Source organism: Massilia sp. Root351 (genome assembly GCF_001425045.1).
Lineage (GTDB): Bacteria > Pseudomonadota > Gammaproteobacteria > Burkholderiales > Burkholderiaceae_D > Rugamonas.
In genome coordinates this window covers 208,622-233,646 of sequence record NZ_LMDJ01000036.1, presented here as the reverse complement: position 1 = coordinate 233,646, position 25,025 = coordinate 208,622, and the positions used below count along the sequence as shown (strand labels likewise).

The following is a 25,025-nucleotide window of genomic DNA, read 5'->3' as shown; positions in this document are numbered from 1 at the left end:
GCAGCGTAGGGCGGGTGAGGCGCAAGCCGTAACCCGCCACAGCGGGGGCAGTGTCGTGTACGCAGAATAATGCGACAATGACATTGCCCCCGTTTTACATTTCAAAAGGAAACCTGTGAAGAAAATCGTTGCACTGTTGGCCGCCGCCCTGGCGTTTTCCTGCGTTCCTGCCGCTGCGCAGGGTATCGCGCCCAGCGGCGCGGCCACGGCCGAGTCCACCGCCGCAGCCAGGCAGCTGATGGACGCGATCAACGCGCGCAGCCTGATGCAGGCGTCGATGCAGCAAGCGGCGGCGCAGCTGCCGAGCATGATGCAGGCCATGACGGCGTCGATGGTGGAAAGCAAGGGCAAGGGGCTGAGCGCCGCCGACAAGAAGGCGATGCAGGCCGAGATCGAAAAAGCCGTTCCCGGCATGATGGCCTCCATGCAGAAGCTGTTCAACGATCCGGCCATGCTGGATGAGCTGGAGCGCGAAACCACCGCCATCTACGCGCGCAACTACAGCGTCGATGAGATGCGCCAGCTGCTGGACTTCTACCGCAGCCCGATCGGCGCCAAGATGCTGTCGACCATGCCCAAGGTAATGCAGGAATCCATGGTGGCGAGCCAGAAGATCATCATGCCGCGCATCGGCAAGATGGTTGAGGACATGACGGCGAACATCGTAAAAAAATAAGGAAAGAGACGTGACGAATATCTACAATTTCTCCGCCGGCCCAGCCGTATTGCCGAAAGAAGTGCTGGCCCAGGCCGCCGCTGAAATGCTGGACTGGAACGGCAGTGGAATGTCCGTCATGGAAATGAGCCACCGCGGTCCGGAATTCATCTCCATCTACCGCGCGGCCGAGCGCGACCTGCGCGAGCTGCTGGCGGTGCCGGACAACTACAAGATCCTGTTCATGCAGGGCGGCGGCCTGTCGCAGAACGCCGTCATCCCGATGAACCTGGTCGGCAGCAGCGACGCCACCATCGATTTCGTGCAGACCGGTTCCTGGTCCAGCAAGTCCATCAAGGAAGCGGCGCGCTACGCCAGGGTGAACGTGGCCGCCAGCGCCAAGGACAACAACTACACCTTCGTGCCGCCGCAGGCCGAATGGAAGCTGACGCCGGGCGCGGCCTATCTGCACCTGTGCACCAACGAGACCATCGACGGCGTGGAGATCGATTTCGTGCCCACCGCACAGGGCGACACCACTGTGGTGGCCGACATGTCCTCGCACATCCTGTCGCGCCCCGTGGACGTGTCCAAGTACGGCCTGATCTTCGGCGGCGCGCAGAAAAACATCGGCCCGGCCGGCGTCACCGTGGTGATCGTGCGCGACGACCTGATCGGCAAAGCCTTGCCGTTCTGCCCGTCCGCGTTCGACTTCAAGAACGTGGCCGACAACGAATCGATGTACAACACGCCGCCCACCTACGGCATCTACATCGCCGGCCTGGTGTTCCAGTGGCTCAAGCGCCAGGGCGGCGTGGCCGAGATGGAACGCCGCAACATGGAAAAAGCAGCGCTGCTGTACGCCGCGCTCGATGCGGACGACTTCTACCAGAATCGCGTCCTGCCGCCATACCGTTCGCGCATGAACGTACCGTTCTACCTGCGCGACGAAAGCAAGAACGAAGCATTCCTGGCCGGCGCCAAAGCGCGCGGCCTGTTGCAGCTGAAGGGCCACAAGTCCGTCGGCGGCATGCGTGCATCCATTTATAACGCCATGCCTATCGAGGGCGTGCAAGCCCTCGTCGATTACTTGAACGAATTCGCCGGCCGCTGAGCGCTGGCCCCTGAGGCAACCTTCATGAACGATAAACTGAAACCCCTGCGCGAGCAGATCGACGCGATCGACGCGCAGATCCTCGCATTGTTGAACCAGCGCGCCAAGGTGGCGCAGGAAGTGGGCCACGTCAAGGCCGAGACCAACGCGCCGGTGTTCCGGCCCGAACGCGAAGCCCAGGTGCTGCGCGGCGTGGCCGACCGCAACCCCGGCCCCATGGTCGCCACCGACGTGCAGACCATCTTCCGCGAAATCATGTCGGCCTGCCGCGCGCTGGAAAAGCGCGTCACCGTGGCCTACCTCGGCCCGGTGGGCACCTTCAGCGAGCAGGCCGTGTACCAGCAGTTCGGCAGCGCCGTCGAAGGCCTGCCGTGCGCCTCCATCGACGAAGTGTTCCGCGCCACCGAGGCCGGCACCGCCGATTTCGGCGTGGTGCCGGTGGAGAATTCATCCGAAGGCGCCATCAACCGCACGCTGGACCTGATGCTGGGCACCACCACCCTGATCAGCGGCGAAGTGGCCATCGCGGTGCACCACAGCCTGATGACCAAGACCGGCAATATGGACGGCGTGCAGGTGATCTGCGCCCATTCGCAGGCGCTGGCGCAGTGCCAGGTGTGGCTGAACCAGAACTACCCCAACATCGAGCGCCGCGCGGTGGCCTCCAACGCCGAAGCGGCGCGCATGGCGGGCGACGACGCCAGCGTGGCGGCCATCGCCAGCGAAATGGCCGGCACGCAGTACAAGCTGGGCGTGGTCAAGGGCCACATCCAGGACGACCCGCACAACCGCACCCGTTTCGCCGTCATCGGCCACCTGCAAACGCTGCCGTCCGGCAAGGACCACACCTCGCTGGTGCTGGCCGTGCCGAACAAGGCCGGCGCCGTGTACCAGCTGCTGGCGCCGCTGGCCAAGCACGGCGTGTCGATGACGCGCTTCGAATCCCGCCCGGCCCGCATCGGCACCTGGGAGTACTACTTCTACGTCGACGTGGACGGCCATGTGAACGACGCGGCCGTCGCACAGGCCCTGGCGGAACTGAAAGACCAGGCCGCATTCTTCAAGGTGCTGGGTTCCTACCCGGTGAGTCTCACCTGACCTTTGACCTGACCTTTACCTAACTCGAGAATTACTATGTCCAAGAATTTCGGTCCAGAATACGTCCGCGCCATCGCCCCCTACCAGGCCGGCAAACCCATTTCCGAAGTGGCGCGCGAGTTCGGCCTCGACGAGGCGTCCATCGTCAAGCTGGCCTCCAATGAGAACCCGTTCGGCGTGCCGGAATCGGCCAAGGCAGCCATGGCCGCCGCTGCGGCGGACCTGGGCCGCTACCCGGACGCCAACGGCTTCGAACTGAAGGCCGCGCTGTCCGAGCGCTACGACGTGCCGGCCGACTGGATCACGCTGGGCAACGGCAGCAACGACATCCTGGAAATCGCCGCCCACGCCTTCGTGGAAAAAGGCCAGGCCATCGTCTACTCGCAGTATTCGTTCGCGGTGTACGCGCTGGCCACGCAAGGCCTGGGCGCGCGCGCCATCGTGGTGCCGGCCAAGGACTACGGCCACGACCTGGACGCCATGGCCGCCGCCATCGACGCCGCAGCTGACGATGTGCGCCTGGTCTTCATCGCCAACCCGAACAACCCGACCGGCACCTTCATCGGCGCGGCCGAGATCGAATCCTTCCTGAAGAAGGTCCCGGCCAACGTGGTGGTGGTGCTGGACGAGGCCTACAACGAATACCTGTCGCCGGAAAACCAGTACGAGTCGGCGGCGTGGGTCAAGCAGTACCCGAACCTGCTGGTCTCGCGCACCTTCTCCAAGGCCTACGGCCTGGCGGGCCTGCGCGTGGGCTTCGCCATCGCCCAGCCGGCGCTGACGGACCTGATGAACCGCATCCGCCAGCCCTTCAACGTGAACTCGCTGGCGCAGGCCGCCGCCATTGCCGCGCTCAACGACAAGAGCTTCCTGGAGCAGGGCGCGCGCAACAACGCCGCCGGCTACCAGCAGTTCGTGGAAGCGTTCGAGCAGATGGGCCTGGAGTACGTGCCTTCCTACGGCAACTTCGTGCTGGTGAAAGTGGGCAAGGACCTGGCCGCCGGCGCGCGCGTCAACCTGGCGCTGCTCAAGCAGGGCGTGATCGTGCGCCCGGTCGGCAACTACGGCCTGCCGGAGTGGCTGCGCATCTCCATCGGCCTGCCGCAGGAAAACGCCATCCTGATCTCGGCTTTGCAGAAAGCGCTGGCGACGGACCGTGAATAAGGTAGTCATATTCGGCGTCGGCCTGATCGGCGGCTCGTTTGCGCGGGCGCTGAAGCAGGCCGGCGCCGCGCGCAGCGTCGTCGGCATGGACCGTTCGCCGGCCTCGCTGCAGCGGGCGCTGGAGCTGGGCATCATCGACGTGGCCGGCAGCGACATTGCCGGCGCCGTGCGGGACGCCGACCTGGTGCTGCTGGCCGCGCCGGTGGCGCAGACCGGCAACATCCTGGCGGCCCTGCTGCCGCACCTGGGCCCGCGTACCGTGGTCACCGACGCCGGCAGCACCAAGGGCGACGTGGCGGCCGCCGCGCGCGCCGCGCTGGGCGAGAAGCTGGGACGCTTCGTGCCCGGCCACCCCATCGCGGGCCGCGAAACCAATGGCCCGGACGCGGCCATTCCGAATCTGTATCAAGGCAAGAAAGTAGTGCTCACGCCGCTGGCCGAAAACGCCGAAGCGGACGTGGAGCTGGTGGCCGCCGCCTGGCGTGCCTGTGGCGCTGTGATCCATCGCCTCTCGCCGGAGGAACACGACAAGGTGTTCGCCGCCGTCAGCCATTTGCCCCATTTGCTGGCTTACGCACTGGTGGACGACATCGCCCACAAGCCGCACGCCGATTTGCTGTTCCAGTACGCCGCCAGCGGCTTTCGCGATTTCACGCGCATCGCCGGCTCGTCGCCGGAAATGTGGCGCGACATCAGCCTGGCCAACCAGGCCGCGCTGCTGACGGAACTGGACGCCTATCTGGCACAATTGACCACGCTGCGCGCGCAGCTTGCCGCCGGCGACGGCGCCGCCCTGGAGGCGGTGTACGGCAATGCCCGGCACGCGCGCGAGCGCTGGATCGCGACGATCGAGGCGGCCGAGGCGCCGCCCGCACAAGATAAAGCTGAATGACAAAGCTGAATAAGCAAGCAAAAGGACTGGTATGACGCAGCACTATCCCGAACACATCGACCTGGCGCCGGTCGCCCACGCTGAAGGCGTGGTGCGCCTGCCGGGCTCGAAATCGATCTCCAACCGCATCCTGCTGCTGGCCGCGCTGGCCGAAGGCGAAACCCGCATCGGCGGCCTGCTGGCGTCCGACGACACGCACGTGATGCTGAACGCGCTGCGTTTGCTGGGCGTGAACTGGAGCGAGCAGCCCACCATGGACGGCTACCCCATGCACACCGTGCAGGGCGCCGGCGGCGACGCCGGCGTCACGCTGGCGCCATCGGCCGACCTGTTCATGGGCAACGCCGGCACCGCCATCCGCCCGCTGACGGCGGCCCTGGCCGTGATCGGCGGCGACTACACGCTGCACGGCGTGGCGCGCATGCACGAGCGCCCGATCGGCGACCTGGTGGACGCGCTGAACGCCATCGGCGCGCAGATCGAATACACCGGCAACCCCGGCTTCCCGCCACTGCACATCCGCAAGGGTAAGCTGGCGGCCCAGCGCCTGTCGGTGCGCGGCGACGTGTCCAGCCAGTTCCTGACCGCGCTGCTGATGGTGGCGCCGCTGATGGCGCAAGGCCAGGCCGTCACCATCGCCGTGGTGGGCGAGCTGATTTCCAAGCCCTACATCCAGATCACGCTGAACCTGATGCGCCGCTTCGGCGTGGCGGTGGAGCAGGACGGCTGGGCCGCGTTCACCGTGCAGGCCGGCCAGCGCTACCGGAGCCCGGGCCTGATCCACGTGGAAGGCGACGCTTCGTCGGCGTCCTACTTCCTGGCCGCCGGCGCCATCGGCGGCGGTCCGGTGCGCGTGGAAGGCGTGGGCCGCGACTCGATCCAGGGCGACGTGCGCTTTGCCGAAGCGCTGGAGCAGATGGGTGTGCAGATCACCATGGGCGACAACTGGATCGAGGCGAAGGGCAACGGCCCGCTGAAGGCGGTGGACATGGACTTCAACCACATCCCGGACGCCGCCATGACCATCGCCGTGGCCGCGCTGTACGCCGAAGGCACCACCACCTTGCGCAACATCGCCAGCTGGCGCGTAAAGGAAACCGACCGCATCGCCGCCATGGCCACCGAGCTGCGCAAGCTGGGCGCCGAGGTGGAAGAGGGCGCCGACTACCTGAAGGTGACGCCGCCGGCCGCCATCGGCACGGCCGCCATCGACACCTACGACGACCACCGCATGGCCATGTGCTTCTCGCTGGCCTCGCTGGATGGCGCGTTGCGAAAAGGCAACAATGTGCGGATCAACGATCCCAAGTGCGTGGCCAAGACTTTCCCCGATTATTTCGCCGCCTTCGCGGCGATCGCCAAATAACTATGCCGACAACCCATATCCCTGTCATCACCATCGACGGCCCCACCGCATCCGGCAAGGGCACCGTCGCACACAAGGTCGCCGACCACCTCGGCTTCCACCTGCTGGACTCGGGCGCGCTCTACCGTTTGACTGCGCTGCAGGCGATCCGCCGCGACACCAGCCTGACCGACGAACATGCGCTGGCCAAGCTGGCCGAGCACCTGCACATCAGTTTTACCGGTGAGGCGGTGTTTTTGTCGCATGAAAACGTCACCGATGCGATCCGGCAGGAAGACGTGGGCAACACGGCATCGAAAATCGCGGCGTTGCCCGCTGTGCGCCAGGCGCTGTACAGCCTGCAGCTGGGCTTCCGCAAGACCCCGGGCCTGGTGGCGGACGGGCGCGACATGGGCACGGTGATCTTCCCGAGCGCCCAATTGAAGGTGTTTTTGACCGCCAGCGTGGAAGCGCGCGCCGAACGCCGATATAAGCAATTGATAGCTAAGGGATTTTCTGCTAATATGGAAGACCTCCTGATGGATTTGAAGGCAAGGGATGACCGGGATACAAACCGGGCCATCGCGCCGCTGGTCCCCGCAGAGGGGGCGCATGTCCTCGATACCTCGCAGATGACCGTCGATGAGGCGGTTTCGCAGGTGTTGCAGTGGTATGCGGCCATCGGGAAATAGTTGGTTGCCGGGCAAGCTCTGAGTGCCTTGGCAGTTTATTAACCCTAACCCAGTTGAAGCCGCATGGTGCGGGTCTTACTGGCTAACCTGGAAGTACTATGTCTAATATGGAAAGTTTCGCAGCCCTCTTCGAGGAATCCCTGTCCCGTCAGGACATGCGTTCCGGCGAAGTGATCTCCGCTGAAGTCGTTCGTCTGGATCACAACTTCGTGATCGTAAACGCCGGCCTGAAATCGGAAGCTTTCATCCCTGTTGAAGAATTCAAGAATGACCAAGGCGAACTGGAAGTCAAAGTAGGCGACTTCGTTTCCGTGGCCATCGAATCGCTGGAAAACGGTTTCGGCGATACCATCCTGTCGCGCGACAAAGCCAAGCGTCTGGCTTCGTGGCTGGCTCTGGAAAAAGCAATGGAATCCGGCGAAATCGTCGTCGGTACCGTCAATGGCAAAGTCAAGGGCGGCCTGACCGTTCTGACCAACGGCATCCGCGCGTTCCTGCCAGGTTCGCTGGTGGACACCCGTCCTGTCAAAGACACCACCCCATTCGAAGGCAAGACCCTCGAATTCAAGGTTATCAAACTGGACCGCAAGCGTAACAACGTCGTTCTGTCCCGCCGCGCCGTCATCGAAGCTTCGATGGGCGAAGAGCGTCAGAAACTGATGGAAACGCTGAAAGAAGGCACCGTGGTAACCGGCGTGGTGAAAAACATCACCGACTACGGCGCGTTCGTGGACCTGGGCGGCATCGACGGCCTGCTGCACATCACCGACCTGGCATGGCGTCGTGTGCGTCACCCATCGGAAGTGCTGACCGTTGGCCAAGAAATCACCGCGAAAGTGCTGAAGTACGATCAGGAAAAGAACCGCGTGTCCCTGGGCGTGAAACAGCTGGGCGACGATCCTTGGACCGGTCTGTCCCGTCGTTACCCACAAGGCACCCGCCTGTTCGGCAAAGTAACGAACCTGACCGACTACGGCGCGTTCGTTGAAGTGGAACAGGGCATCGAAGGCCTGGTACACGTTTCCGAAATGGACTGGACCAACAAGAACGTTGCTCCTAACAAAGTTGTCCAGCTGGGCGACGAAGTAGAAGTGATGGTTCTGGAAATCGACGAAGAGCGTCGTCGTATTTCGCTGGGCATGAAGCAGTGCAAAGCCAACCCATGGGACGACTTCGGCGTAACCCACAAGAAGGGCGATAAAGTCCGTGGCGCCATCAAGTCGATCACCGACTTCGGCGTGTTCATCGGCCTGGCCGGCAACATCGACGGCCTGGTGCACCTGTCCGACCTGTCGTGGACCGAGTCCGGCGAAGAAGCCGTGCGCAAGTTCAAGAAGGGTGACGAACTGGAAGCCGTGGTTCTGGCCATCGACGTTGAGCGCGAGCGCGTTTCCCTGGGCGTCAAGCAACTGGAAGGCGACCCGTTCAACAACTTCGCAGCCATCAACGACAAGGGCGCACTGGTAACCGGCACCGTTAAATCGGTTGAGCCTAAAGGCGCCGTGATCCAGCTGTCCGAAGAAGTCGAAGGCTACCTGCGCGCTTCCGAAATCTCCCGCGATCGCGTGGAAGATGCCGGTACGCACCTGAAGGTGGGCGATTCCGTGGAAGCGCTGGTCATCAACATCGACCGCAAAGCACGTTCGATCCAGCTGTCGATCAAAGCTAAAGACAATGCTGAAACTGCAGAAGCCATGCAGAAGATGGCATCGGTCGACAGCAGCGCCGCTTCGGGCACCACCAGCCTGGGCGCACTGCTGAAAGCCAAGTTCGACAACAAGAACTAATAGCATCAGTCAACGTAGATGACCAAGTCCGAGTTGATCAACCGCCTGGCTGAGCGTTATTCTCAGCTGGTGGCCAAGGATGCGGAGTACGCCGTCAAGACGATACTCGATGCGATGACCGGCGCGCTTGCGAGCGGCCAGCGCATCGAGATCCGCGGCTTCGGCAGCTTTGCTTTGAATAGCAGGCCGCCCCGCATCGGCCGCAATCCGAAGTCCGGCGACAAGGTGATGGTGCCCGAAAAACGGGTGCCGCACTTCAAGCCTGGCAAGCAGTTGCGCGAGCGTGTCGACGCGATGGTGGGCCAGCCCATCATCGAGGACTGAAGCGTCTACATGACGGTAGCCGGGGCGGGTGCAAGCCTGTTCCGGCTGATGTAAAAGAGCGGCGTCCCTGGATGCCGTTTTTTTTTGAAACGGGAAGCTGACGAATGAAAATTGTTTCCACTGTTTTTGGTTTTATCCTGTTCGTGCTGTTTTTCGGCTTCGCATTGAAAAACACCCAGGAAGTGAATCTGGTCCTGTTCCTGAATTACGAATTACGCGGCCCCCTGGTGCTGATGCTGCTCGGCTTCTTTGCCGCCGGCGCCTTCCTCGGCGTGCTCGCGCTCACCCCCACCGTGTTCCGCCACCGGCGCGAAGCGACCAAACAAAAATCCACCATCCAGACGCTGCAAACCTCGGCCCTGCAGGTCAATGCCCAGCCGCAGCCGGACAGCGTGAATACTCAGCAGTAATGCCAACAATCGTCCTATAAAAAAAGCATGGAATTCGAACTCTGGTGGTTATTGGGCATGCCCATCTTCTTCGGCCTGGGCTGGGTCGCCGCGCGGGTGGACATCCGCCAGCTGGTGTCCGAATCGCGCACCTTGCCGCGCGGCTATTTCAAAGGCTTGAACTTCCTGCTGAACGACCAGCCGGACAAGGCCATCGACGCCTTCATCGAGATCGTGCGCCTGGACCCGGAAACGGCCGACATGCACTTCGCGCTGGGCAACCTGTTCCGCCGCCGCGGCGAAACCGAGCGCGCCATCCGCGTGCACCAGAACCTGCTGTCGCGCCCGGACCTGCCGCCCGAGCAAAAGGCGCACGCCGAGTATGAACTGGGCATGGACTACCTGAAGGCCGGCCTGCTGGACCGCGCCGAGGAAACCTTCAAGCGCCTGCTCGATACCTCCTACGGCGTGCAGGCGCGCCGCTCGCTGCTGGAGATCTTCCAGCGCGAAAAGGAGTGGCCGCGCGCGATCGAAGCGGCGCTGGGCCTGCAGGAATCGGGCGCCGGCGCGCGCCAGAAGGAAATCTCGCAGTTCTATTGCGAAATGGCGCAGGATGCGCTGGTCCACATCCACCCCGAAGAAGCGCTGCAGCTGCTTGAGCAGGCCTTGCAGGCCGACCGCACCAGCGTGCGCGCCACCATCCTGGTGGGCGACGCGCAGCTGATGCAGGGCGACGTGGAAGCCGCGCTGAACACCTGGCGCCGCGTGGAGCAGCAAAGCGTGCCGCACGTGGCGCTGGTGGCGCAGCGCCTGATGGACGGCTACAAGAAGGTCGGCCGGCCGCAGGAAGGCGTGTCCGTGCTCAAGTCCTATTTGGAGCAGGCATCGTCGATCGACCTGCTGGAAGTGGTGTTCAAGGCCGTCATCGAGCTCGACGGCGTAGGCGCCGCCAAGCAGCTGGTGAGCGACGAGCTGCGCCGCACGCCGACCCTGCTGGGGCTGGACAAGCTGCTGGAAGCGCGCATGATGGACGCGCCGGCCGAGCTGCTGTCGGAACTGTCGATGGTCAAAGGCCTGGTGCACGGCTATACCCAGAAGCTGGCGCGCTACCAATGCGGCCATTGCGGCTTCAAGGCGCGCCAGTATTATTGGCATTGCCCGGGCTGCAGCAAGTGGGAATCCTACCCGCCGCGCCGCACGGAAGAACTGAACGTAATGAATTGATGCGCCGGCGGGTTACGGCTGCGCCTAACCCGCCGGGCGCGCCGCGACCCTGAGAGACCGCCATGAGCACTTCCGTGACCACCTACCAAGCCCCTGCACTCGACCAGGTACGCATCCTCGTCGTGGGCGACGTGATGCTGGACCGCTACTGGTTCGGCGATGTCAGCCGCATCTCCCCCGAAGCCCCGGTGCCCATCGTGCGCGTGGACAAGCGCGAAGCGCGCCTGGGCGGCGCGGCCAACGTGGCGCGCAACGCGGCCGCGCTGGGCGCGCACGCCGGCCTGCTGGGCGTGGTCGGCGCCGACGAGGCGGGCGACCAGGTCGAGCAGTTGCTGCACGGCGGCGGCATCCACAGCTACCTCAAGCGCGACGAAGCCATCTCCACCATCATCAAGCTGCGCGTGATCGGCCGCCAGCAGCAGATGCTGCGCATCGACTTCGAAGAGCCGCCCAGCGACACCGTGCTGCGCAACAAGCTGATGCAGTACAAGGCGCTGCTGGCCGACTACGACGTCATCATCCTGTCCGACTACGCCAAGGGCAGCCTGGTCAACGTGGCCGACATGGTGGCGGCGGGCCGCGCGGCCGGCAAGGTCGTGATGGTGGACCCGAAGGGCGACGACTTCACGCGCTACGCCGGCGCCACCGTGCTGACGCCGAACAAATCCGAATTCCGCCACATCGCCGGCGGCTGGAGCAGCGAAGAGCAGCTCACCGCCAAGGCCCAGAACCTGCGCCGCGAGCTGCGCCTGGACGCGCTGCTGCTGACCCGCTCGGAAGAGGGCATGACGCTGTTTACCGAACAGGAAGTGTTCCACATCCCGGCCGACGCGCGCGAAGTGTTCGACGTCTCCGGCGCCGGCGACACCGTGATCGCCACCATGGCGGCCATGCTGGGCGCGGGCGCGGGCTGGAACGAGGCCGTGCAGACCGCCAACCGCGCCGGCGGCATCGTGGTCGGCAAGCTGGGCACGGCCACCGTCACGCGCGAGGAATTGTTCGGCTAAGGTCCGGCGCGCCATGAACGCCCTGTTCAACGTCGAGTTCCAGGCCATGGCCAGCCCCTGCCAGGTGCTGCTGGCGGCGGCCGGCGAAGCCGAGGCGCGCGCGCTGGCCCAAGCTGCCATCGCCGAAGTGCTGCGCATCGAAACCAAGTACTCGCGCTACCGCGCCGACAGCGTGGTTAGCGCCATCAACGGCGGGGCGGGGCGCGGGCCGGTGCAACTGGACCCGGAGACCCTGGCCCTGCTGCAGTACGCTGGCCAGCTGTTTGAGCTGAGCGGCGGCCTGTTCGACATCACCACCGGCGTGCTGCGCAAGGCCTGGAACTTCAGCGTGCCGCGCGTGCCCGCGCCGGATGAACTGGCGCCGCTGCTGGCCTTGACCGGCTGGCGCCGCGTCGAACGCGACGCAGGCAGCGTGCGCCTGCCGCAGGCCGGCATGGAGCTCGACTTCGGCGGCTTTGGCAAGGAATACGCGGCCGACCGCGCCGCCGCCATCCTGCAGGCACAGGGCGTGCAATCGGGCTATGTGAACCTGGGCGGCGACCTGCGCGTGCTGGGGCCGCAGCCGGACGGCAGCCCGTGGCGCATCGGCATCCAGCACCCGCGCCCGGAAGGCGAGCACGACCAGACTATGGCGTCCATCGACGTCAGCAGCGGCGCGCTGGCCACCTCGGGCGACTACGAGCGCTACTTCGAGCTGGACGGGCGGCGCTACTGCCACATCCTCGATCCGGCCAGCGGCTATCCGGTGACGGCCTGGCGCTCGGTCAGCGTGCTGGCGCCGCTGACGGTGGCGGCAGGCGCCTGCGCCACCATCGCCATGCTCAAGGGCCCGCAGGGGCTGGACTTCCTGGCCGCCAGCGGCAATGCCTGGCTGGCGCAGGACGCGGCCGGCGGACTGCACAGCTCGGGTGTTTGACTTTCATCAAGCTTGCCACGTCAACTGCGCTCAGCCGTAGCCGTTGATGGGAAGCGCGGCGGAACCCCGCCGTCGCTATCCCACCTGATGGAGAGAGACATGATGAAGAAACTGATGATGGCAGTCGCCGCGCTGGTGGCGACGATGGGTTTCGCATTCGCACAGGTCGATGTCAACAAGGCCGACGCGGCCGCGCTGGACGCCGTCAAGGGCATCGGCCCGGCCAAATCGAAAGCCATCCTGGATGAGCGCGCCAAGGGCGAGTTCAAGGACTGGGCCGACTTCGAGACGCGCGTGAAAGGCGTGGGCGAGAAGAACGCCATCAAACTGTCCGAGGCCGGGCTGCAGGTGAACGGCAAATCGCGCGACGGCGCCGCCGCCAAGCCGGCCAAGGCTGACAAGATGGCCGCCGCCCCAGGCGCGAAAAAGTAATTCCGCCTGACCCAGCCCCGCCGCGTCATGGCGGGGTTCTGCAACTTGCCGATACAAAAATCCCGTTCCGCCGCGCGCGGGCTTCATGAGAAGATCGTAGCCTGTTACCACCACAGGACGCGCCCGCATGGCTCACCGTTCCCTCCTTTTGCTGGCCGCTTTGGCCGCCGGCAGCGCCGCCGCCGGCCCCGACACCGTCCGCCGCCAGCCCGGCATCGACCAGATCGTGCGCGACATCTCGCCGCAGCGCATCGAGGCGCTGGTGCGCAAGCTGGTCTCCTTCCAGACCCGCCACACCATGTCCGAAACCGGGTCCGACACCGTGGGCATAGGCGCAGCCAGGCGCTGGATCAAGCGCGAGTTCGAGCGCTGCAACGCGCAGAATGGCGGCCGCCTGCAAGTGGCGTTCGACAGCCACGTCGCGCCCGTGTCGCGCCGCATCAGCCGTCCGACCGAGATCGTCAACGTGGTGGCCACCTTGCCCGGCACGCAGGACGCATCGAAGGAACGCATCTACGTTGTCAGCGGCCACTACGACTCGCGCAACACCGACGTGATGGACGCCACCGGCGCTGCGCCCGGCGCCAACGACGACGCCTCCGGCACGGCGGCCGTGATGGAAATGGCTTGCGTGATGTCGACGTACCAGTTCGACGCCACCTTGGTCTTCATGACGGTGGCGGCCGAAGAGCAGGGCTTGCTGGGCGCGGCGCACTGGGCCGAGCAGGCCAGGCAAAAGAAACTGAACATTGCCGGCATGTTTACCAACGACATCATCGGCAGCTCGCGCGACGAGCACGGCAAGGTGGACCACAAGAGCGTGCGCCTGTTCGCCGAAGGCTTGCCGGTGGAGAAGGAAGCCAGCGAGGCGAACCGCGCGCTGATCCAGACCGGCGGCGAGAACGACTCCATCTCGCGCCAGCTGGCGCGGCACGTGAAAGAGCAAGGCGAGCGCTACGTGCAAGGCTTCAAGGTCAACGTCATCCAGCGCCGCGACCGCTACCTGCGCGGCGGCGACCACATGCCCTTCCTCGAGCGCGGCTACGCGGCGCTGCGCTTCACCGAGCCGGCCGAAGACTTCAAGCACCAGCACCAGAACGTGCGCACTGAAAACGGCGTGCTGATCGGCGACATGCCCGAGTACAACGACTACAACTACATCGCCCAGGTCACGCGGGTGAACGCCGCCGCGCTGGCCACGCTGGCGCTGGCGCCGGCCGCGCCGCGCCAGGTGCAGCTGCGCACCGCCCAGCTGGAGAACGACACGGCGCTGGTGTGGCAGGCCAACGGCGAGCCGGATTTGGCCGGCTACCGCATCGTCTGGCGTGAGACGGACGCGGCAGGCTGGCAGGGCGGCAAATTCGTCGGCAACGTCACCGAAGCGCGCGTGCCGCTGTCGAAAGACAACTACTACTTCGGCGTGCAAGCCATCGACAAGGACGGCAACGCCAGTCCCGCCAGCTATCCCGTGCCCCTGCGCTAAACATCTGCCATAAAAACAGGCAAGCTGAGCCGCATTCCACCCACATCGGGGTCAGACCCCGACGTGGGTGGAATGCGGCTCAGCTCGGCTGGGGAGTTACAGCTCGGGAGGGAGGTTGGCGAGGAAGGCGTGGATCTGGGAGACGACCGCGGCGCCTTCGCCGACCGCCGCCGCGACGCGCTTGGTGGAGTTGGCGCGCACGTCGCCAATGGCGAACACGCCCGGCACGCTGGTTTCCAGCGCGGCGCGCGCCGGCAGGTCGGCCGGGTACACGCCTTTGGCGAAGTTGGCGCGGCATTGCGCCTTGGTGACGTCGAAGCCGGTGCGGATGAAGCCTTTGCTGTCGACATCGACGCCGCAGTCGCTCAGCCAGCCGGTGTTGGGGTCGGCGCCGATGAACAGGAACACGCGGCACACGTCGTAGTCGGTTTCGGTGTCGCTCTTGCTGCAGCGGATGCGCACCTGCTGCAGGCCTTGCTCGTCGTCGCCTTCCAGCGCCACGATTTCACTGTGCGTGTGCAGCACGATGTTGGGCGTGGCCTGGATGCGCTCGATCAGGTAGCTGGACATGGTGGCCGCCAGGCTGGGCCCGCGCACCAGCATGTGCACCTTGGAGGCGTGCCCGGACAGGAATACCGCCGCCTGGCCGGCCGAGTTGCCGCCGCCCACCAGCACGATTTCTTCCGTCTTGCACAGCTTCGCTTCGATCGGCGAGGCCCAGTAGTACACGCCGCGCCCTTCGAACTGTTTCAGGTTGGCCAGCGACGGGCGGCGGTAGCGCGCGCCGCACGACAGCACCACGGTCTTGGCCTGCAGCCGCGTCAGGCTGCCGCACATTTCCACTTGCAGCGGGTAGGTGTCGCAGATCAGGCGCCCGGCCGGGGCCGGAATGGCGATCTCGACGCCGAATTTCTGCGACTGCACGTAGGCGCGCCCGGCCAGGGCGCCGCCGGAAATGCCGGTCGGGAAGCCGAGATAGTTTTCAATCCGCGCGCTGGCCGCCGCCTGGCCGCCGAAGGCGCGCGTTTCCAGCGCCAGCACCGACAAGCCTTCCGAGGCGGCGTACACCGCAGTCGCCAGCCCGGCCGGACCGGCGCCGACCACGATCACGTCCCACACCTTGTCGCTGCCCAACTCGGGCAGCATGCCCAGGCAGCGGCCCAGGTCCACATTGGTCGGGTTCTTCTTCACGCTGCCGTCCGGGCACACCACCAGCGGCATCTCGTCCGCCGTGGGCTGGTAGTGCTCGCACAGCGCCCGCGCCTGGGCGTCGTGTTTCGGGTCCAGCACCGAGTAGGGATGGCCGTTGCTTTGCAGCCAGGTCTGCAGGTTGTGCAGACGCGGGTGGCTGGGCGCGCCCACCAGCACCGGGCCGCCGGACGGCGCCTCGATCAGCCCCACGCGGCGCAGGATCAGCGCGCGCACGATGCGCTCGCCCAGTTCGGCCTCGGCCACCACCAGCGCGCGCAGCGATTCGGACGGGATCACCAGCACTTCCACGTCGCCCACCGCGTCGCCGTTGACCAGCGACGGCCGGTCCGACAGCTGGCCCACTTCGGCGCAGAACTGGCCGGCGCCGTGTTCGATGATCAGCGACGTGTTGCCCAGCCCGTCGTAGCGGCTGATGGCCACCCGGCCCTTCAGGATCACCAGCATGCCGAAGGTGGTGCGGCCGGCTTCGAACAGGCGCTCGCCGTTGCGGAAATGGCGCACCGTGCCGAAGCGGTCCATGCGTTTTATTTCGGCCTCGGTCAGCGTCGGGAACATCTGGTGGCGGCGCGATTCGAGCGAGCTGGGCACGCCTTCGATGGCGTTGTTCGCGTTGGCTTCTGCCTGGAATGGGGTGTCGTCGTGTGCCATGGCGGGATTCGTTAAATGGAAGAGGGGAGGGCGTCACGAGCAGTCTAGCGCATGGCATCGCTTTCATGCCAACATCTTATTGGAGAGCTTGGCTGGTACAATCTTCCTTATTCTTTCTGACAACCCGCCCATGTCCGTTGTTCCTGCCATCCGCGCGCTCGATCCGCGCGAGACCGACCATTTTTTCGTCTACCTGAACGATCATTTGCAGGACAACGGCGCCGGCAGCCATCCGCTGTTCCAACCCATGCCGCGCAGCCGCTCGGTGTTCCCGGATGAGAAGGCCGCCGCTTTCGTCAAGGGCATGCGCATTGCCGTTGGCGAGCCGGGCTGGCGCCGGGCCTGGGTGGCCACCGGGCGCGACGGCATCCTCGGCCACATCGACCTGCGCGCCCGGCCGGAGCACGCCAGCGCCCACCGCGCCATGCTGGGCATGGGCGTGCACCGCCTGGCGCGGCGCCAGGGACTGGGCCGGGTGCTGCTGGCGTCCGCCCTGGACTGGGCCCGCAAGCAGGGCCTGGAATGGGTGGACCTGGAAGTGCTGAGCATCAACGAACCGGCGCGTGCGCTGTACCGCGACAGCGGTTTCCGCCAGACCGGTGAAATCGACGACATGTTCCGCATCGACGGCGAACAACTGGCCTACACGCTGATGAGCCTGAAGCTGTGAGGCTCTGGAAGCCCGGGTCCGACCTGTGCCGGGCGCGCTTTTGCGTCCCGGATTAAAATGATCTCTTTTGCTGAACGAAAACAGAACACGATGGCTTACATGACTATTGCCGATACGATCGGCAACACGCCCCTGGTGCAGCTGCAACGCATCCCCGGCGCCGACGCCGACGCGCGCGGCAACATCATCCTCGGCAAGCTTGAAGGCAACAATCCGGCCGGTTCCGTCAAGGACCGCGCCGCCATGTCCATGCTGCGCCGCGCCGAAGAACGCGGCGACATCAAGCCGGGCGACACGCTGATCGAAGCGACCTCGGGCAACACCGGCATCGCGCTGGCGATGGCGGCCGCCATCCGCGGCTACAAGATGCTGCTGCTGATGCCGGAAAACCAGAGCGAGGAACGCAAGCAGGCCATGGCCGCCTACGGCGCCCAGATCATGCTCACGCCCAAGACCGGCGGCATGGAATACGCGCGCGACATGGCCGAGCAGATGCAGAAGGACGGCAAGGGCACCATCCTGGACCAGTTCGGCAACGGCGACAACCCGCGCGCGCACTACGAAGGCACCGGCCCGGAAATCTGGCGCGACACCGGCGGCCGCGTGACCCACTTCGTCAGCGCCATGGGCACCACCGGCACCATCATGGGCGTGTCGCAGTACCTGAAGGAGCAAAGCGCATCGGTGCGCATCATCGGCGCGCAGCCGGAAGAGGGCTCGCAGATCGCCGGCATCCGCAAATGGCCGGAAGCCTACCTGCCGAAAATCTACGACAAGGCGCGCGTGGACCAGGTGGAATACGTGACGCAGGCGGCGGCCGAACGCATGGCGCGCCGGCTGGCGGCGGAAGAGGGGATATTCTGCGGCATTTCGGCGGCGGGCGCCTGCGAGATCGCATTGCGGATTTCGCAGACCGTGGAGAACGCAACCATCGTGTTCATCGTCTGCGACCGCGGCGACCGTTACCTGTCGACCGGCGTGTTCCCCGCTTAAGGTTTCAGGAAAACTTTATCCCTCCTCCCTGGCGAGGGGAGGGATCGCGAACCGGGCTGCAATCAGCCCTGGTTCGGGGTTTCGCCTTCTTTAGGCTTGAACTGCTTGTCGCTGATGCGGAACTTGTTGCGGCGGTCGCCCATCAAGTAGCGCAGGTCGCGAATGCTCAGGTCGCTCACTTCGTGCATGCGGATCAGCAGCGAAGCACCCACCGGCAGGCGGTGGTGGCGGATTTTGCTGATCACCGGCGGCGCCACTTCCAATGCGCGCGACAGGGCGGCATCGTTTTTCAGGCGCAGATTTTCGATCAGCGTGTCGAGCAGTCGGTTCGGATTGTATTGCAGCAGGTCGTCGCCTTCCGAATCGCTGTTCATATCAATACCCACTTGGTTAGTCATGATTCGTCTGTTCCTTGTAAAGTTTGTCCTGCAAAGTGAAACACTCGGAGCCTAGCCATGTTCATCCTTACTCGGGAACGAATTCACCACACGGACGGAATTCCGAAATAACAAGTTTCATAATATATACACAATTGTACAACATCACGCAATGTAATACTTACGAGCAATAAAAAATACCTCTGCCGCGTAGCTCTTGTTGTCGGTCCGCAACAATGTGTGAGAATTGACGCTGGTTGCGTGTGCTACCATGCCTCTGCGGATGCCGACGCATTCTTTGTCTTTTGAACAAAGTTGAGTATAGGGCAAAACCACCTTGCATTGCCGCACGATATGATTCCTGTCGTGTTTCCAACTATCAATTATACAATAGCTGCCAATAGGCAAGATTTCAAGGGGCTTTACGCTTCCTTACATCTCCCGCCGCGACAATTTGACAGCCCGGCCCAGTTCCAGCACCGACATCGCGTAGAAATAGCTGCGGTTGTATTGGGTGATGGCGAAGAAATTATTGGTGCCCAGCCAAAATTCGGTCGGCTCGGAGCCGTTCTGCAAGTCCACCAGGCCGAACAACATTCCTTCAGGCAAGGACGATGTGGTGACGACCCCGGCCGACATCAAGTCCTGCTGGCGGAATTTCGCTTCCAGGCCCTGGTTGATGTAGCGTTCCCACTGGCGGCTGGGCGACACGGTGGCCGGGTACACCAGCGGACCCGGATCGTCGCGGCGCCAGCCGTGCGCCACCAGGAAGGCCGCCACGCTGCCGATGGCGTCGGTGGGCGAGTTGCGCAGGTCGACCCGGCCGTCGCCGTCGAAGTCGACCGCGTACTTCACGATGTTGCTCGGCATGAACTGCGGCAAGCCCACCGCGCCGGCATAGGAGCCCAGCAGCGAGAACGGGTCGATGCCGGTCTGGCGCGCGTACAGCAGCGTGCTTTCCAGTTCGCCCTTGAAGAAGGTCATGCGGGCGTCGCGCGAGGGCGCCAGCGGGTAGGCGAAGGCCAGGGTGGTGAGCGCGTCCATGACGCGGAAGCGGCCCGTGTTGCCGCCATAGACGGTCTCCACGCCAATGATGCCGACGATGATTTCGGCCGGCACGCCGTACAGCGACTCGGCGCGCGCCAGCGCCTCGCGGTTCTCGTTCCAGAATTTCACGCCGCCGTTGACGCGCACCGGTTCGATGAACAGCTTGCTGTACGCCTGCCAGTTCTTCGGCTTGCCGGGCGGCGCGGGCTTCATCAGCTGCACCGCCGAATCCACGTAGCGCACCTGCATCATGGTCGCGTCCAGTTCCTTGCGGTCGAAGCCGTGCCTGGCGGCCATGTCGTCCAGGAAGGCGCCCACTTCCTTCCACTGGCCGAAGTTGACGAATTCGCCTTCGTAGTCGGTTTTCCTGGCGGCCGTCTTGGCCTTGGCTTTCTTGGCCGCGGCGGCCTTGGCTTTGGCCTTGCCGCCCTGGCTGGTTTGGGCGGATGCCGCGCATGGCGCCACGGCCAGGGCTAGGCCGCTAGCGGCCAATGCCAGGGCCAGGAAGGCGGACGAGAGGGTGTTGTTGCGCAAAGACAGTTTCATGTTGATCGTTTCAGCAAAATGGCCAGCCGTTTGGCGGGCGCCGTTATCTCGTCATCAGGCGCGGCGTATTTCAGCGCGCCATACAATTCCAAAAAGGCCTGCATGGCCTGTTTCTTGTCATCCGGTGCCTGCATCGCCTGCAAACGGCGAGCATAGCTGTGCGGTCCTTCGTGCGGCGCACGCGGCATGCCGCGCCTGGCCATCAGGCGGCAGAAGGCGGCGTACACCGCCTCCACCGGCTCCTGCGCCGCCCGCGCCCGCAGTTTGCGCCACAGCACCAGCAGCGCGGCCACCGCAGCCAGCGCGGCGCCGCTGCGCCAGTTGCCGAGCGCGGCCGTTAGTTCCCCAAGGAAACTGCTCTGCCGTTCTGGATTGTAATCCAGGACCCATTGATTCCACGCATTATTCACCGCGTGCAGGCGGAATCTGAGCTGCGCCAGCCACGAATTGCTGTCATTGCGGAAATTCATCAACTGGCCCAGGCCGTCCAGGCCGAACGGCGCCTGCTGCGGCAGCGCGCGCCCCAGGCCGAGGCTGACGCGGTCCGGCGCCACGGCGGCAGTGGGGTCGACCCGCAGCCAGCCCTGGCCGGCGATCCAGATTTCGGCCCAGGCGTGGGCGTCGGACTGGCGCACGGTGAGGTAGCCGTCCACCGGGTTCAGTTCCCCGCCCTGGTAGCCGGTGACCACGCGCGCCGGCACGCCCATGGCGCGCATCAGCACCACGAAGGCGCCCGCGTAGTGCTCGCAGAAGCCGGCCTTGCTGCCGAACAGGAAATCGTCCACCGCATGCCGGCCCAGCAGCGGCGGCTCCAGCGTGTAGCTGAACTGCTGGGTGCGGAACATGCGCAGCACCGCCTGGGCCGACGCGGCCGGGCCGTCCGCTTGGCGCAAGGTGGCCGCCAGCGCCACGCTGCGCGGGTTGTAGCGGTCCGGCAGGCGCAGCGCGCGCGCCAGCTGCGCCTGGTCCAGGCTGGGCTGCAGGCGGTAGCTGAGGTAGGCGCTGGCCTGGTAGCGCAGGCGCTGCTGCACCGGCTCGCGGCTGATGAATTCGAACTCGTCGCTCAGGCTGGTGCGCAGGCCCGGCATGGGCTCGTTGGGATTGGTCAGCTCCAGCGCGAACAGCCAGCGCTTGCCGGTCGGCTCCATGGTCACTTCATGGCGCAGCGCGCTGCCGCCGACCGAGGCGCGGGTGTTGGCTTCGCCGGCCCGGAAACGGGGGCGGTCGGTGCGGGTCCAGGTGGCGCCGTCGTAGTTGCTCAGCACGATGCCGCGCCAGTACAGCTGGTGTTGCGGCGGCAGCGGGCCGAAGAAGCGCACCCGGTAGGCCACCTCGTCCGACAGCGCCAGGCTGGTCATGCTGCCGGGCGACATGGTGTCCGAGATGCCGCTGCGCGCGCTGCGGGCGTCGCCCGGCAGGCCCCACAGCGGGCCCTGGATGCGCGGGAAGGCGAAGAACAGCAGCACGGCCAGCGGGGCGGCGGCCAGGAAGAGCTGCGCTGCCGCCAGCAGCCGGCGGCGCAGCGGCGGCACGGCGCCGGTGTACTGGAAGGTCATCAGCGTGGCCAGCAGCAGGATCACCGTGGCGACCATGGACAGCCCGGTGAGGATGGACTGGGAATAGAAGAAATTGGTCAGCAGCAGGAAGAAGCTGAGGAAGATGACCACGAACAGGTCGCGCCGGGCATGCATCTCCAGCAGCTTGAAGGCCAGCAGCAGGGCCAGCATGGCCACCCCGGCGTCGCGGCCCAGCAGGGTGCGGAAGGTCAGGTAGACGCCGCCCATGGCCAGCAGCGACACCGGCAGCAGCAGCCACAGCGGCGGCATGCGGCGGCCCAGCAGCGTGATGGCGCCGCGCCACAGCAGCACGCAGCAGATCACCGCGCTGGTCCAGGGCGGCAGGTGGCCGACATGCGGCGCCAGCACCAGCAGCGCGGCGGCCAGCAGCAGCAGGGTGTCGGCCTTGTCGCGCGTGAGCCGCTGCGCCCAGCGCGCCAGCGGGCCGGCCGCTGCGGGCGCGGGCTTCACCCGTACGCCTCCTGGCCGTACAGGGCCAGCGCGCGCAGGCAGGCGGCGCGGTGCGCGTCGCCCAGGCCCGGCGGCAGGTCGTGGTGGCCGAGGCGGAAACCGTAGGGCAGGGCCAGCTGCTCGGCGTCCAGCACCCAGCGCGCCATGCGCGACAGTTTCTGTTCCAGATCCATGGTCAGCGGCAGCTGGGCGAAGTCGAGCACCATCTCGGCCACCGCGCCGCCCTCGAAATGCTTGGTGCTGAGCTGGCCGCCCAGCGCCGGGTCGTGGCGCGCGATGTGGCGCCAGGCCAGCTGGCGCATCGGATCGCCGGGCTGGTAGCTGCGGATGCCGGCGAAATTGTCCAGCCCGACCTGGCCGTGGCCGTCCTCGCTGGCGGCGCCGCGCACCGGCAGCGGCGGCGCATTGTGCTCCGGCGCCGGGTACACCAGCACCCGCAGATCCGGCTCCCAGTAGGCCCAGGCGCGGAACAGGCCGAGCGGAAAGCGCGTCACCAGCCGCACGCGCGGGGCGGCCAGCCAGCCGCGTCCTTCGGTGGGGGCGGCCAGCGCCAGCGCCGTGCTGGCGCCGGACGGCACGTCCACCGCGTGGCGCGGCTCGCCGTCGTGCTGGAAGCCGAGCCAGACGGCGTAACGGTCGCGCGGCGTGCCGTTGCGCACCAGCAGCTCGAACTGCGCCTCCTGCCCGGAAAACACCGGCTGGGCGCGGCCCGGGGCCAGGCGCAGCATGGCCAGGTTGCGGGCCGTCATCACCATGTCGGCCACGGCGCAGGCGCCGGTGAAAAAGGTCAGCGCGAAGCCCAGGCCCAGCGTGTAGTTGACGGAGCCGATCAGCATGATCAGCAGCAGGCCGCAGAAGGCCATGCCGGGCCGTGTCGGCAGGATGAACACGCGCCGCATCACCAGCAGCACCTCGCCGGGCTCGCGCCCGCGCAGCTGGAACAGCCAGCTGTTGAGCCAGCGGCGCAGCGCTGCGGGCGGACGGCTGCGGCCGTCATCGCCGCTGGCCGCGCCGGCGTCTCCCATGGAGCCGGGCTTGCTGGCCATGCCTAGACCGGCACCGATGCCTGCAGCTGCAGCACCAGGTCGCGGCTGGCCAGTGCCACGCCGTGCGCGGCCTTCAGCGGCCGCAAGCGGTGCGCGCAAACCGGCACCAGCACCGCCTGCACGTCCTCCGGCAGCACATGGTCGCGGCCCTCCAGCGCGGCCCAGGCGCGCGCGGCCTGCAGCAGCGCCAGCGCCGCGCGCGGGCTCAGGCCTTCGGCGAACGCGCCGTTCTGGCGCGAAGCCTGGGCCAGCGCCTGCACATAGGTCGCCAGCGCCGGCGACACGTGGATGCGGCGCAGGCTGCGCTGGGCCTCCAGCAGCTCGGCCGACGTCATGGCCGGCGGCAGCGATTTGAGCATGGCGCGCCGGTCGTCGCCCAGCAGCAGCGCGCGTTCGGCGGCGGCGTCCGGGTAGCCCAGCGACAGGCACATCAGGAAGCGGTCCAGCTGCGATTCCGGCAGCGGGAAGGTGCCCACCTGGTGCAGCGGGTTCTGGGTGGCGATCACGAAGAACGGCTCGGGCAGCGGGCGCGTCACGCCGTCGGCCGACACCTGGCGTTCCTCCATCGCCTCCAGCAAGCCGGACTGGGTCTTGGGCGTGGCGCGGTTGATCTCGTCGGCCAGCAGCACTTGCGTGAAGATGGGGCCGGGATGGAACACGAAACCGTTCTTTTCCCGCTCGTAGATGGAAATGCCGGACACGTCGGCCGGCAGCAGGTCGCTGGTAAACTGGATGCGGTTGAAGTGCAGGCCGAGCGAGATGGCCAGCGCGTGGGCCAGCGTGGTCTTGCCCACGCCCGGTACGTCCTCCACCAGCAAATGGCCGCCGGCCAGCATGCAGGTGAGCGCCAGGCGCAGCTGCGGGTCCTTGCCGACTATGACCTGGCTCACCTGGCGGGCTACCGCGTGCAGTTTGGTATACATGGTTCCTGTTATTATCCCGTGGTAGATTACTACTTGATTCTACGGCAAAGAAATAAGACATGAGTACAGCAATTTACAGTCACCCCGACTGCCAGCGCCACGAAATGGGCGAATGGCACCCGGAATCGCCCGCCCGGCTGCAAGCGATTGCGGACCAGCTCATCAATTCGCACATCGACGATCTGCTGGAGCACCGCGAGGCGCCGCTGGCGGAGCTGGCGGCCATCGAGCGCAACCACAGCCGCAACGCCATCGGCATCGTGCGCGACAATGTGCCGGCGGCGGGCGACTATTACCCGATCGACGGCGACACCTCGCTCAACGCGCACAGCTGGAAAGCGGCCCTGCGCGCGGCCGGCGCGGCCGTGGCGGCCACCGACGCGGTGATCGCCGGCGAGATCGCCAACGCCTTCTGCGCCATCCGCCCGCCCGGCCACCATGCGCGGCCGAGCGAGCCGATGGGCTTCTGCCTGTTCAACAACATCGCCATCGCGGCCAAGCACGCGCTCGATGTGCACGGGTTGCGGCGGGTGGCGGTGGTCGACTTCGACGTCCACCACGGCAACGGCACCGAGGAGGCGCTGCGCGACGAGCCGCGCGCGCTGATGGTGAGCTTCTACCAGCATCCCTTCTATCCCTATAGCGAAGTGGCGCCGGACAGCCCGAACCGGGTCAACGTGCCGGTGCCGGCGCACTCCAAGGGCGACACGGTGCGCCAGCTGGTGATCGACAAGTGGCTGCCGGCGCTGCACGCCTTCAAGCCGGAGATGATCTTCATCTCGGCCGGTTTCGACGCGCACCGCGAGGACGACATTGGCGGCATGGGACTGGTGGAGGCGGACTACGCCTGGATGACACAGCAGGTGATGGCGGTGGCCGATGAATACGCCAAGGGCCGCATCGTCAGCTGCCTGGAGGGCGGCTACAACCTGTCCGCGCTGGGCCGCAGCGTGGTGGCGCATGTGAAGGCGCTGGCGGAACTGTAAACCGGACCTGTCAGTCCAACCATGGGAG

24 protein-coding genes are annotated in these 25,025 nt (G+C 65.8%); 18 read left to right on the top strand and 6 right to left on the bottom strand.

Features of this window, described 5'->3' with window-relative positions; translation table 11 throughout:
• The first annotated feature begins 115 nt into the window (after nucleotides 1-115).
• The 15 genes from ASD15_RS30995 to ASD15_RS30925 all read left to right on the top strand — a co-directional run bounded on the left by ASD15_RS30995 (nucleotide 116) and on the right by ASD15_RS30925 (nucleotide 14,522).
• Nucleotides 116-676 carry a DUF2059 domain-containing protein gene (locus tag ASD15_RS30995; RefSeq protein WP_057158913.1) on the top strand — a complete coding sequence of 187 codons (561 nt, stop codon included), beginning with the start codon at nucleotides 116-118 and terminating at the stop codon, nucleotides 674-676.
• Between the two features lie 10 nt (nucleotides 677-686).
• Nucleotides 687-1,769, top strand: a complete 1,083-nt coding sequence (serC, locus tag ASD15_RS30990; RefSeq protein ID WP_057158912.1) for a 3-phosphoserine/phosphohydroxythreonine transaminase — start codon at nucleotides 687-689, stop codon at nucleotides 1,767-1,769.
• Nucleotides 1,770-1,793: 24 nt separating this feature from the next.
• Nucleotides 1,794-2,867, top strand: coding sequence for a prephenate dehydratase (gene pheA, locus ASD15_RS30985; protein ID WP_057158911.1), 1,074 nt, complete (start codon nucleotides 1,794-1,796; stop codon nucleotides 2,865-2,867).
• Nucleotides 2,868-2,903: 36 nt separating this feature from the next.
• Entirely contained in the window at nucleotides 2,904-4,031 is a 1,128-nt protein-coding gene (gene hisC / locus ASD15_RS30980) for a histidinol-phosphate transaminase (protein WP_057158910.1), read from the top strand.
• Entirely contained in the window at nucleotides 4,024-4,923 is a 900-nt protein-coding gene (locus tag ASD15_RS30975; RefSeq protein WP_057158909.1) for a prephenate dehydrogenase/arogenate dehydrogenase family protein, read from the top strand. Before hisC ends, ASD15_RS30975 begins: the two co-directional genes overlap by 8 nt.
• A gap of 31 nt (nucleotides 4,924-4,954) precedes the next feature.
• Nucleotides 4,955-6,289 (top strand): 3-phosphoshikimate 1-carboxyvinyltransferase, encoded by a 1,335-nt coding sequence (aroA, locus tag ASD15_RS30970; RefSeq protein WP_057158908.1) that lies wholly within the window; start codon nucleotides 4,955-4,957, stop codon nucleotides 6,287-6,289.
• A 2-nt stretch (nucleotides 6,290-6,291) separates the two neighbouring features.
• Nucleotides 6,292-6,960 (top strand): (d)CMP kinase, encoded by a 669-nt coding sequence (gene cmk / locus ASD15_RS30965; protein ID WP_057158907.1) that lies wholly within the window; start codon nucleotides 6,292-6,294, stop codon nucleotides 6,958-6,960.
• Between the two features lie 107 nt (nucleotides 6,961-7,067).
• Nucleotides 7,068-8,747 (top strand): 30S ribosomal protein S1, encoded by a 1,680-nt coding sequence (rpsA, locus tag ASD15_RS30960; protein ID WP_056402965.1) that lies wholly within the window; start codon nucleotides 7,068-7,070, stop codon nucleotides 8,745-8,747.
• A gap of 18 nt (nucleotides 8,748-8,765) precedes the next feature.
• On the top strand, nucleotides 8,766-9,071 hold the full coding sequence (locus ASD15_RS30955; protein ID WP_050408958.1) for an integration host factor subunit beta: 306 nt from the start codon (nucleotides 8,766-8,768) through the stop codon (nucleotides 9,069-9,071).
• A gap of 104 nt (nucleotides 9,072-9,175) precedes the next feature.
• Nucleotides 9,176-9,481 carry a lipopolysaccharide assembly LapA domain-containing protein gene (locus tag ASD15_RS30950; RefSeq protein WP_057158906.1) on the top strand — a complete coding sequence of 102 codons (306 nt, stop codon included), beginning with the start codon at nucleotides 9,176-9,178 and terminating at the stop codon, nucleotides 9,479-9,481.
• A 27-nt stretch (nucleotides 9,482-9,508) separates the two neighbouring features.
• Entirely contained in the window at nucleotides 9,509-10,684 is a 1,176-nt protein-coding gene (gene lapB / locus ASD15_RS30945; RefSeq protein WP_057158905.1) for a lipopolysaccharide assembly protein LapB, read from the top strand.
• Nucleotides 10,685-10,746: 62 nt separating this feature from the next.
• On the top strand, nucleotides 10,747-11,691 hold the full coding sequence (rfaE1, locus tag ASD15_RS30940) for a D-glycero-beta-D-manno-heptose-7-phosphate kinase (RefSeq protein WP_057158904.1): 945 nt from the start codon (nucleotides 10,747-10,749) through the stop codon (nucleotides 11,689-11,691).
• A 13-nt stretch (nucleotides 11,692-11,704) separates the two neighbouring features.
• Nucleotides 11,705-12,607 carry an FAD:protein FMN transferase gene (locus ASD15_RS30935; protein WP_057158903.1) on the top strand — a complete coding sequence of 301 codons (903 nt, stop codon included), beginning with the start codon at nucleotides 11,705-11,707 and terminating at the stop codon, nucleotides 12,605-12,607.
• Between the two features lie 99 nt (nucleotides 12,608-12,706).
• A complete protein-coding gene (locus tag ASD15_RS30930) occupies nucleotides 12,707-13,039 on the top strand; it encodes a helix-hairpin-helix domain-containing protein (RefSeq protein ID WP_057158902.1) in 333 nt (110 codons plus the stop codon).
• Between the two features lie 127 nt (nucleotides 13,040-13,166).
• Entirely contained in the window at nucleotides 13,167-14,522 is a 1,356-nt protein-coding gene (locus ASD15_RS30925) for a M28 family peptidase (RefSeq protein WP_057158901.1), read from the top strand.
• A gap of 96 nt (nucleotides 14,523-14,618) precedes the next feature.
• Here ASD15_RS30925 and ASD15_RS30920 read toward each other — a convergent pair whose 3' ends face one another.
• Nucleotides 14,619-16,382 (bottom strand): cyclic nucleotide-binding domain-containing thioredoxin-disulfide reductase, encoded by a 1,764-nt coding sequence (locus ASD15_RS30920; RefSeq protein ID WP_057158900.1) that lies wholly within the window; start codon nucleotides 16,380-16,382, stop codon nucleotides 14,619-14,621.
• 130 nt (nucleotides 16,383-16,512) lie between these two features.
• Between ASD15_RS30920 and ASD15_RS30915 the strand changes: the two genes are divergently transcribed.
• Nucleotides 16,513-17,052, top strand: coding sequence for a GNAT family N-acetyltransferase (locus ASD15_RS30915; RefSeq protein ID WP_057158899.1), 540 nt, complete (start codon nucleotides 16,513-16,515; stop codon nucleotides 17,050-17,052).
• A gap of 90 nt (nucleotides 17,053-17,142) precedes the next feature.
• Nucleotides 17,143-18,045: a cysteine synthase CysM gene (gene cysM / locus ASD15_RS30910; protein ID WP_057158898.1), complete on the top strand. Its 903-nt coding sequence runs from the start codon at nucleotides 17,143-17,145 to the stop codon at nucleotides 18,043-18,045.
• 62 nt (nucleotides 18,046-18,107) lie between these two features.
• Here the strand turns inward: cysM and ASD15_RS30905 are convergent, their stop codons facing one another.
• The 5 genes from ASD15_RS30905 to ASD15_RS30885 all read right to left on the bottom strand — a co-directional run bounded on the left by ASD15_RS30905 (nucleotide 18,108) and on the right by ASD15_RS30885 (nucleotide 24,011).
• On the bottom strand, nucleotides 18,108-18,443 hold the full coding sequence (locus ASD15_RS30905; protein ID WP_082552264.1) for a hypothetical protein: 336 nt from the start codon (nucleotides 18,441-18,443) through the stop codon (nucleotides 18,108-18,110).
• Nucleotides 18,444-18,854: 411 nt separating this feature from the next.
• Nucleotides 18,855-20,015, bottom strand: a complete 1,161-nt coding sequence (mltB, locus tag ASD15_RS30900; RefSeq protein WP_057158897.1) for a lytic murein transglycosylase B — start codon at nucleotides 20,013-20,015, stop codon at nucleotides 18,855-18,857.
• Entirely contained in the window at nucleotides 20,012-22,042 is a 2,031-nt protein-coding gene (locus tag ASD15_RS30895; protein ID WP_082552263.1) for a DUF3488 and transglutaminase-like domain-containing protein, read from the bottom strand. The genes mltB and ASD15_RS30895 overlap by 4 nt, the downstream gene beginning before the upstream one ends.
• Nucleotides 22,039-23,088, bottom strand: a complete 1,050-nt coding sequence (locus ASD15_RS30890) for a DUF58 domain-containing protein (RefSeq protein ID WP_373888211.1) — start codon at nucleotides 23,086-23,088, stop codon at nucleotides 22,039-22,041. The genes ASD15_RS30895 and ASD15_RS30890 overlap by 4 nt, the downstream gene beginning before the upstream one ends.
• Before the next feature lie 2 nt (nucleotides 23,089-23,090).
• Nucleotides 23,091-24,011: a MoxR family ATPase gene (locus ASD15_RS30885; protein WP_057158896.1), complete on the bottom strand. Its 921-nt coding sequence runs from the start codon at nucleotides 24,009-24,011 to the stop codon at nucleotides 23,091-23,093.
• Nucleotides 24,012-24,070: 59 nt separating this feature from the next.
• On the opposite strand from ASD15_RS30885, the gene ASD15_RS30880 reads away from it, so the two are divergent.
• Nucleotides 24,071-24,997, top strand: coding sequence for a histone deacetylase family protein (locus tag ASD15_RS30880; RefSeq protein WP_057158895.1), 927 nt, complete (start codon nucleotides 24,071-24,073; stop codon nucleotides 24,995-24,997).
• The last annotated feature ends 28 nt before the right edge of the window (nucleotides 24,998-25,025 follow it).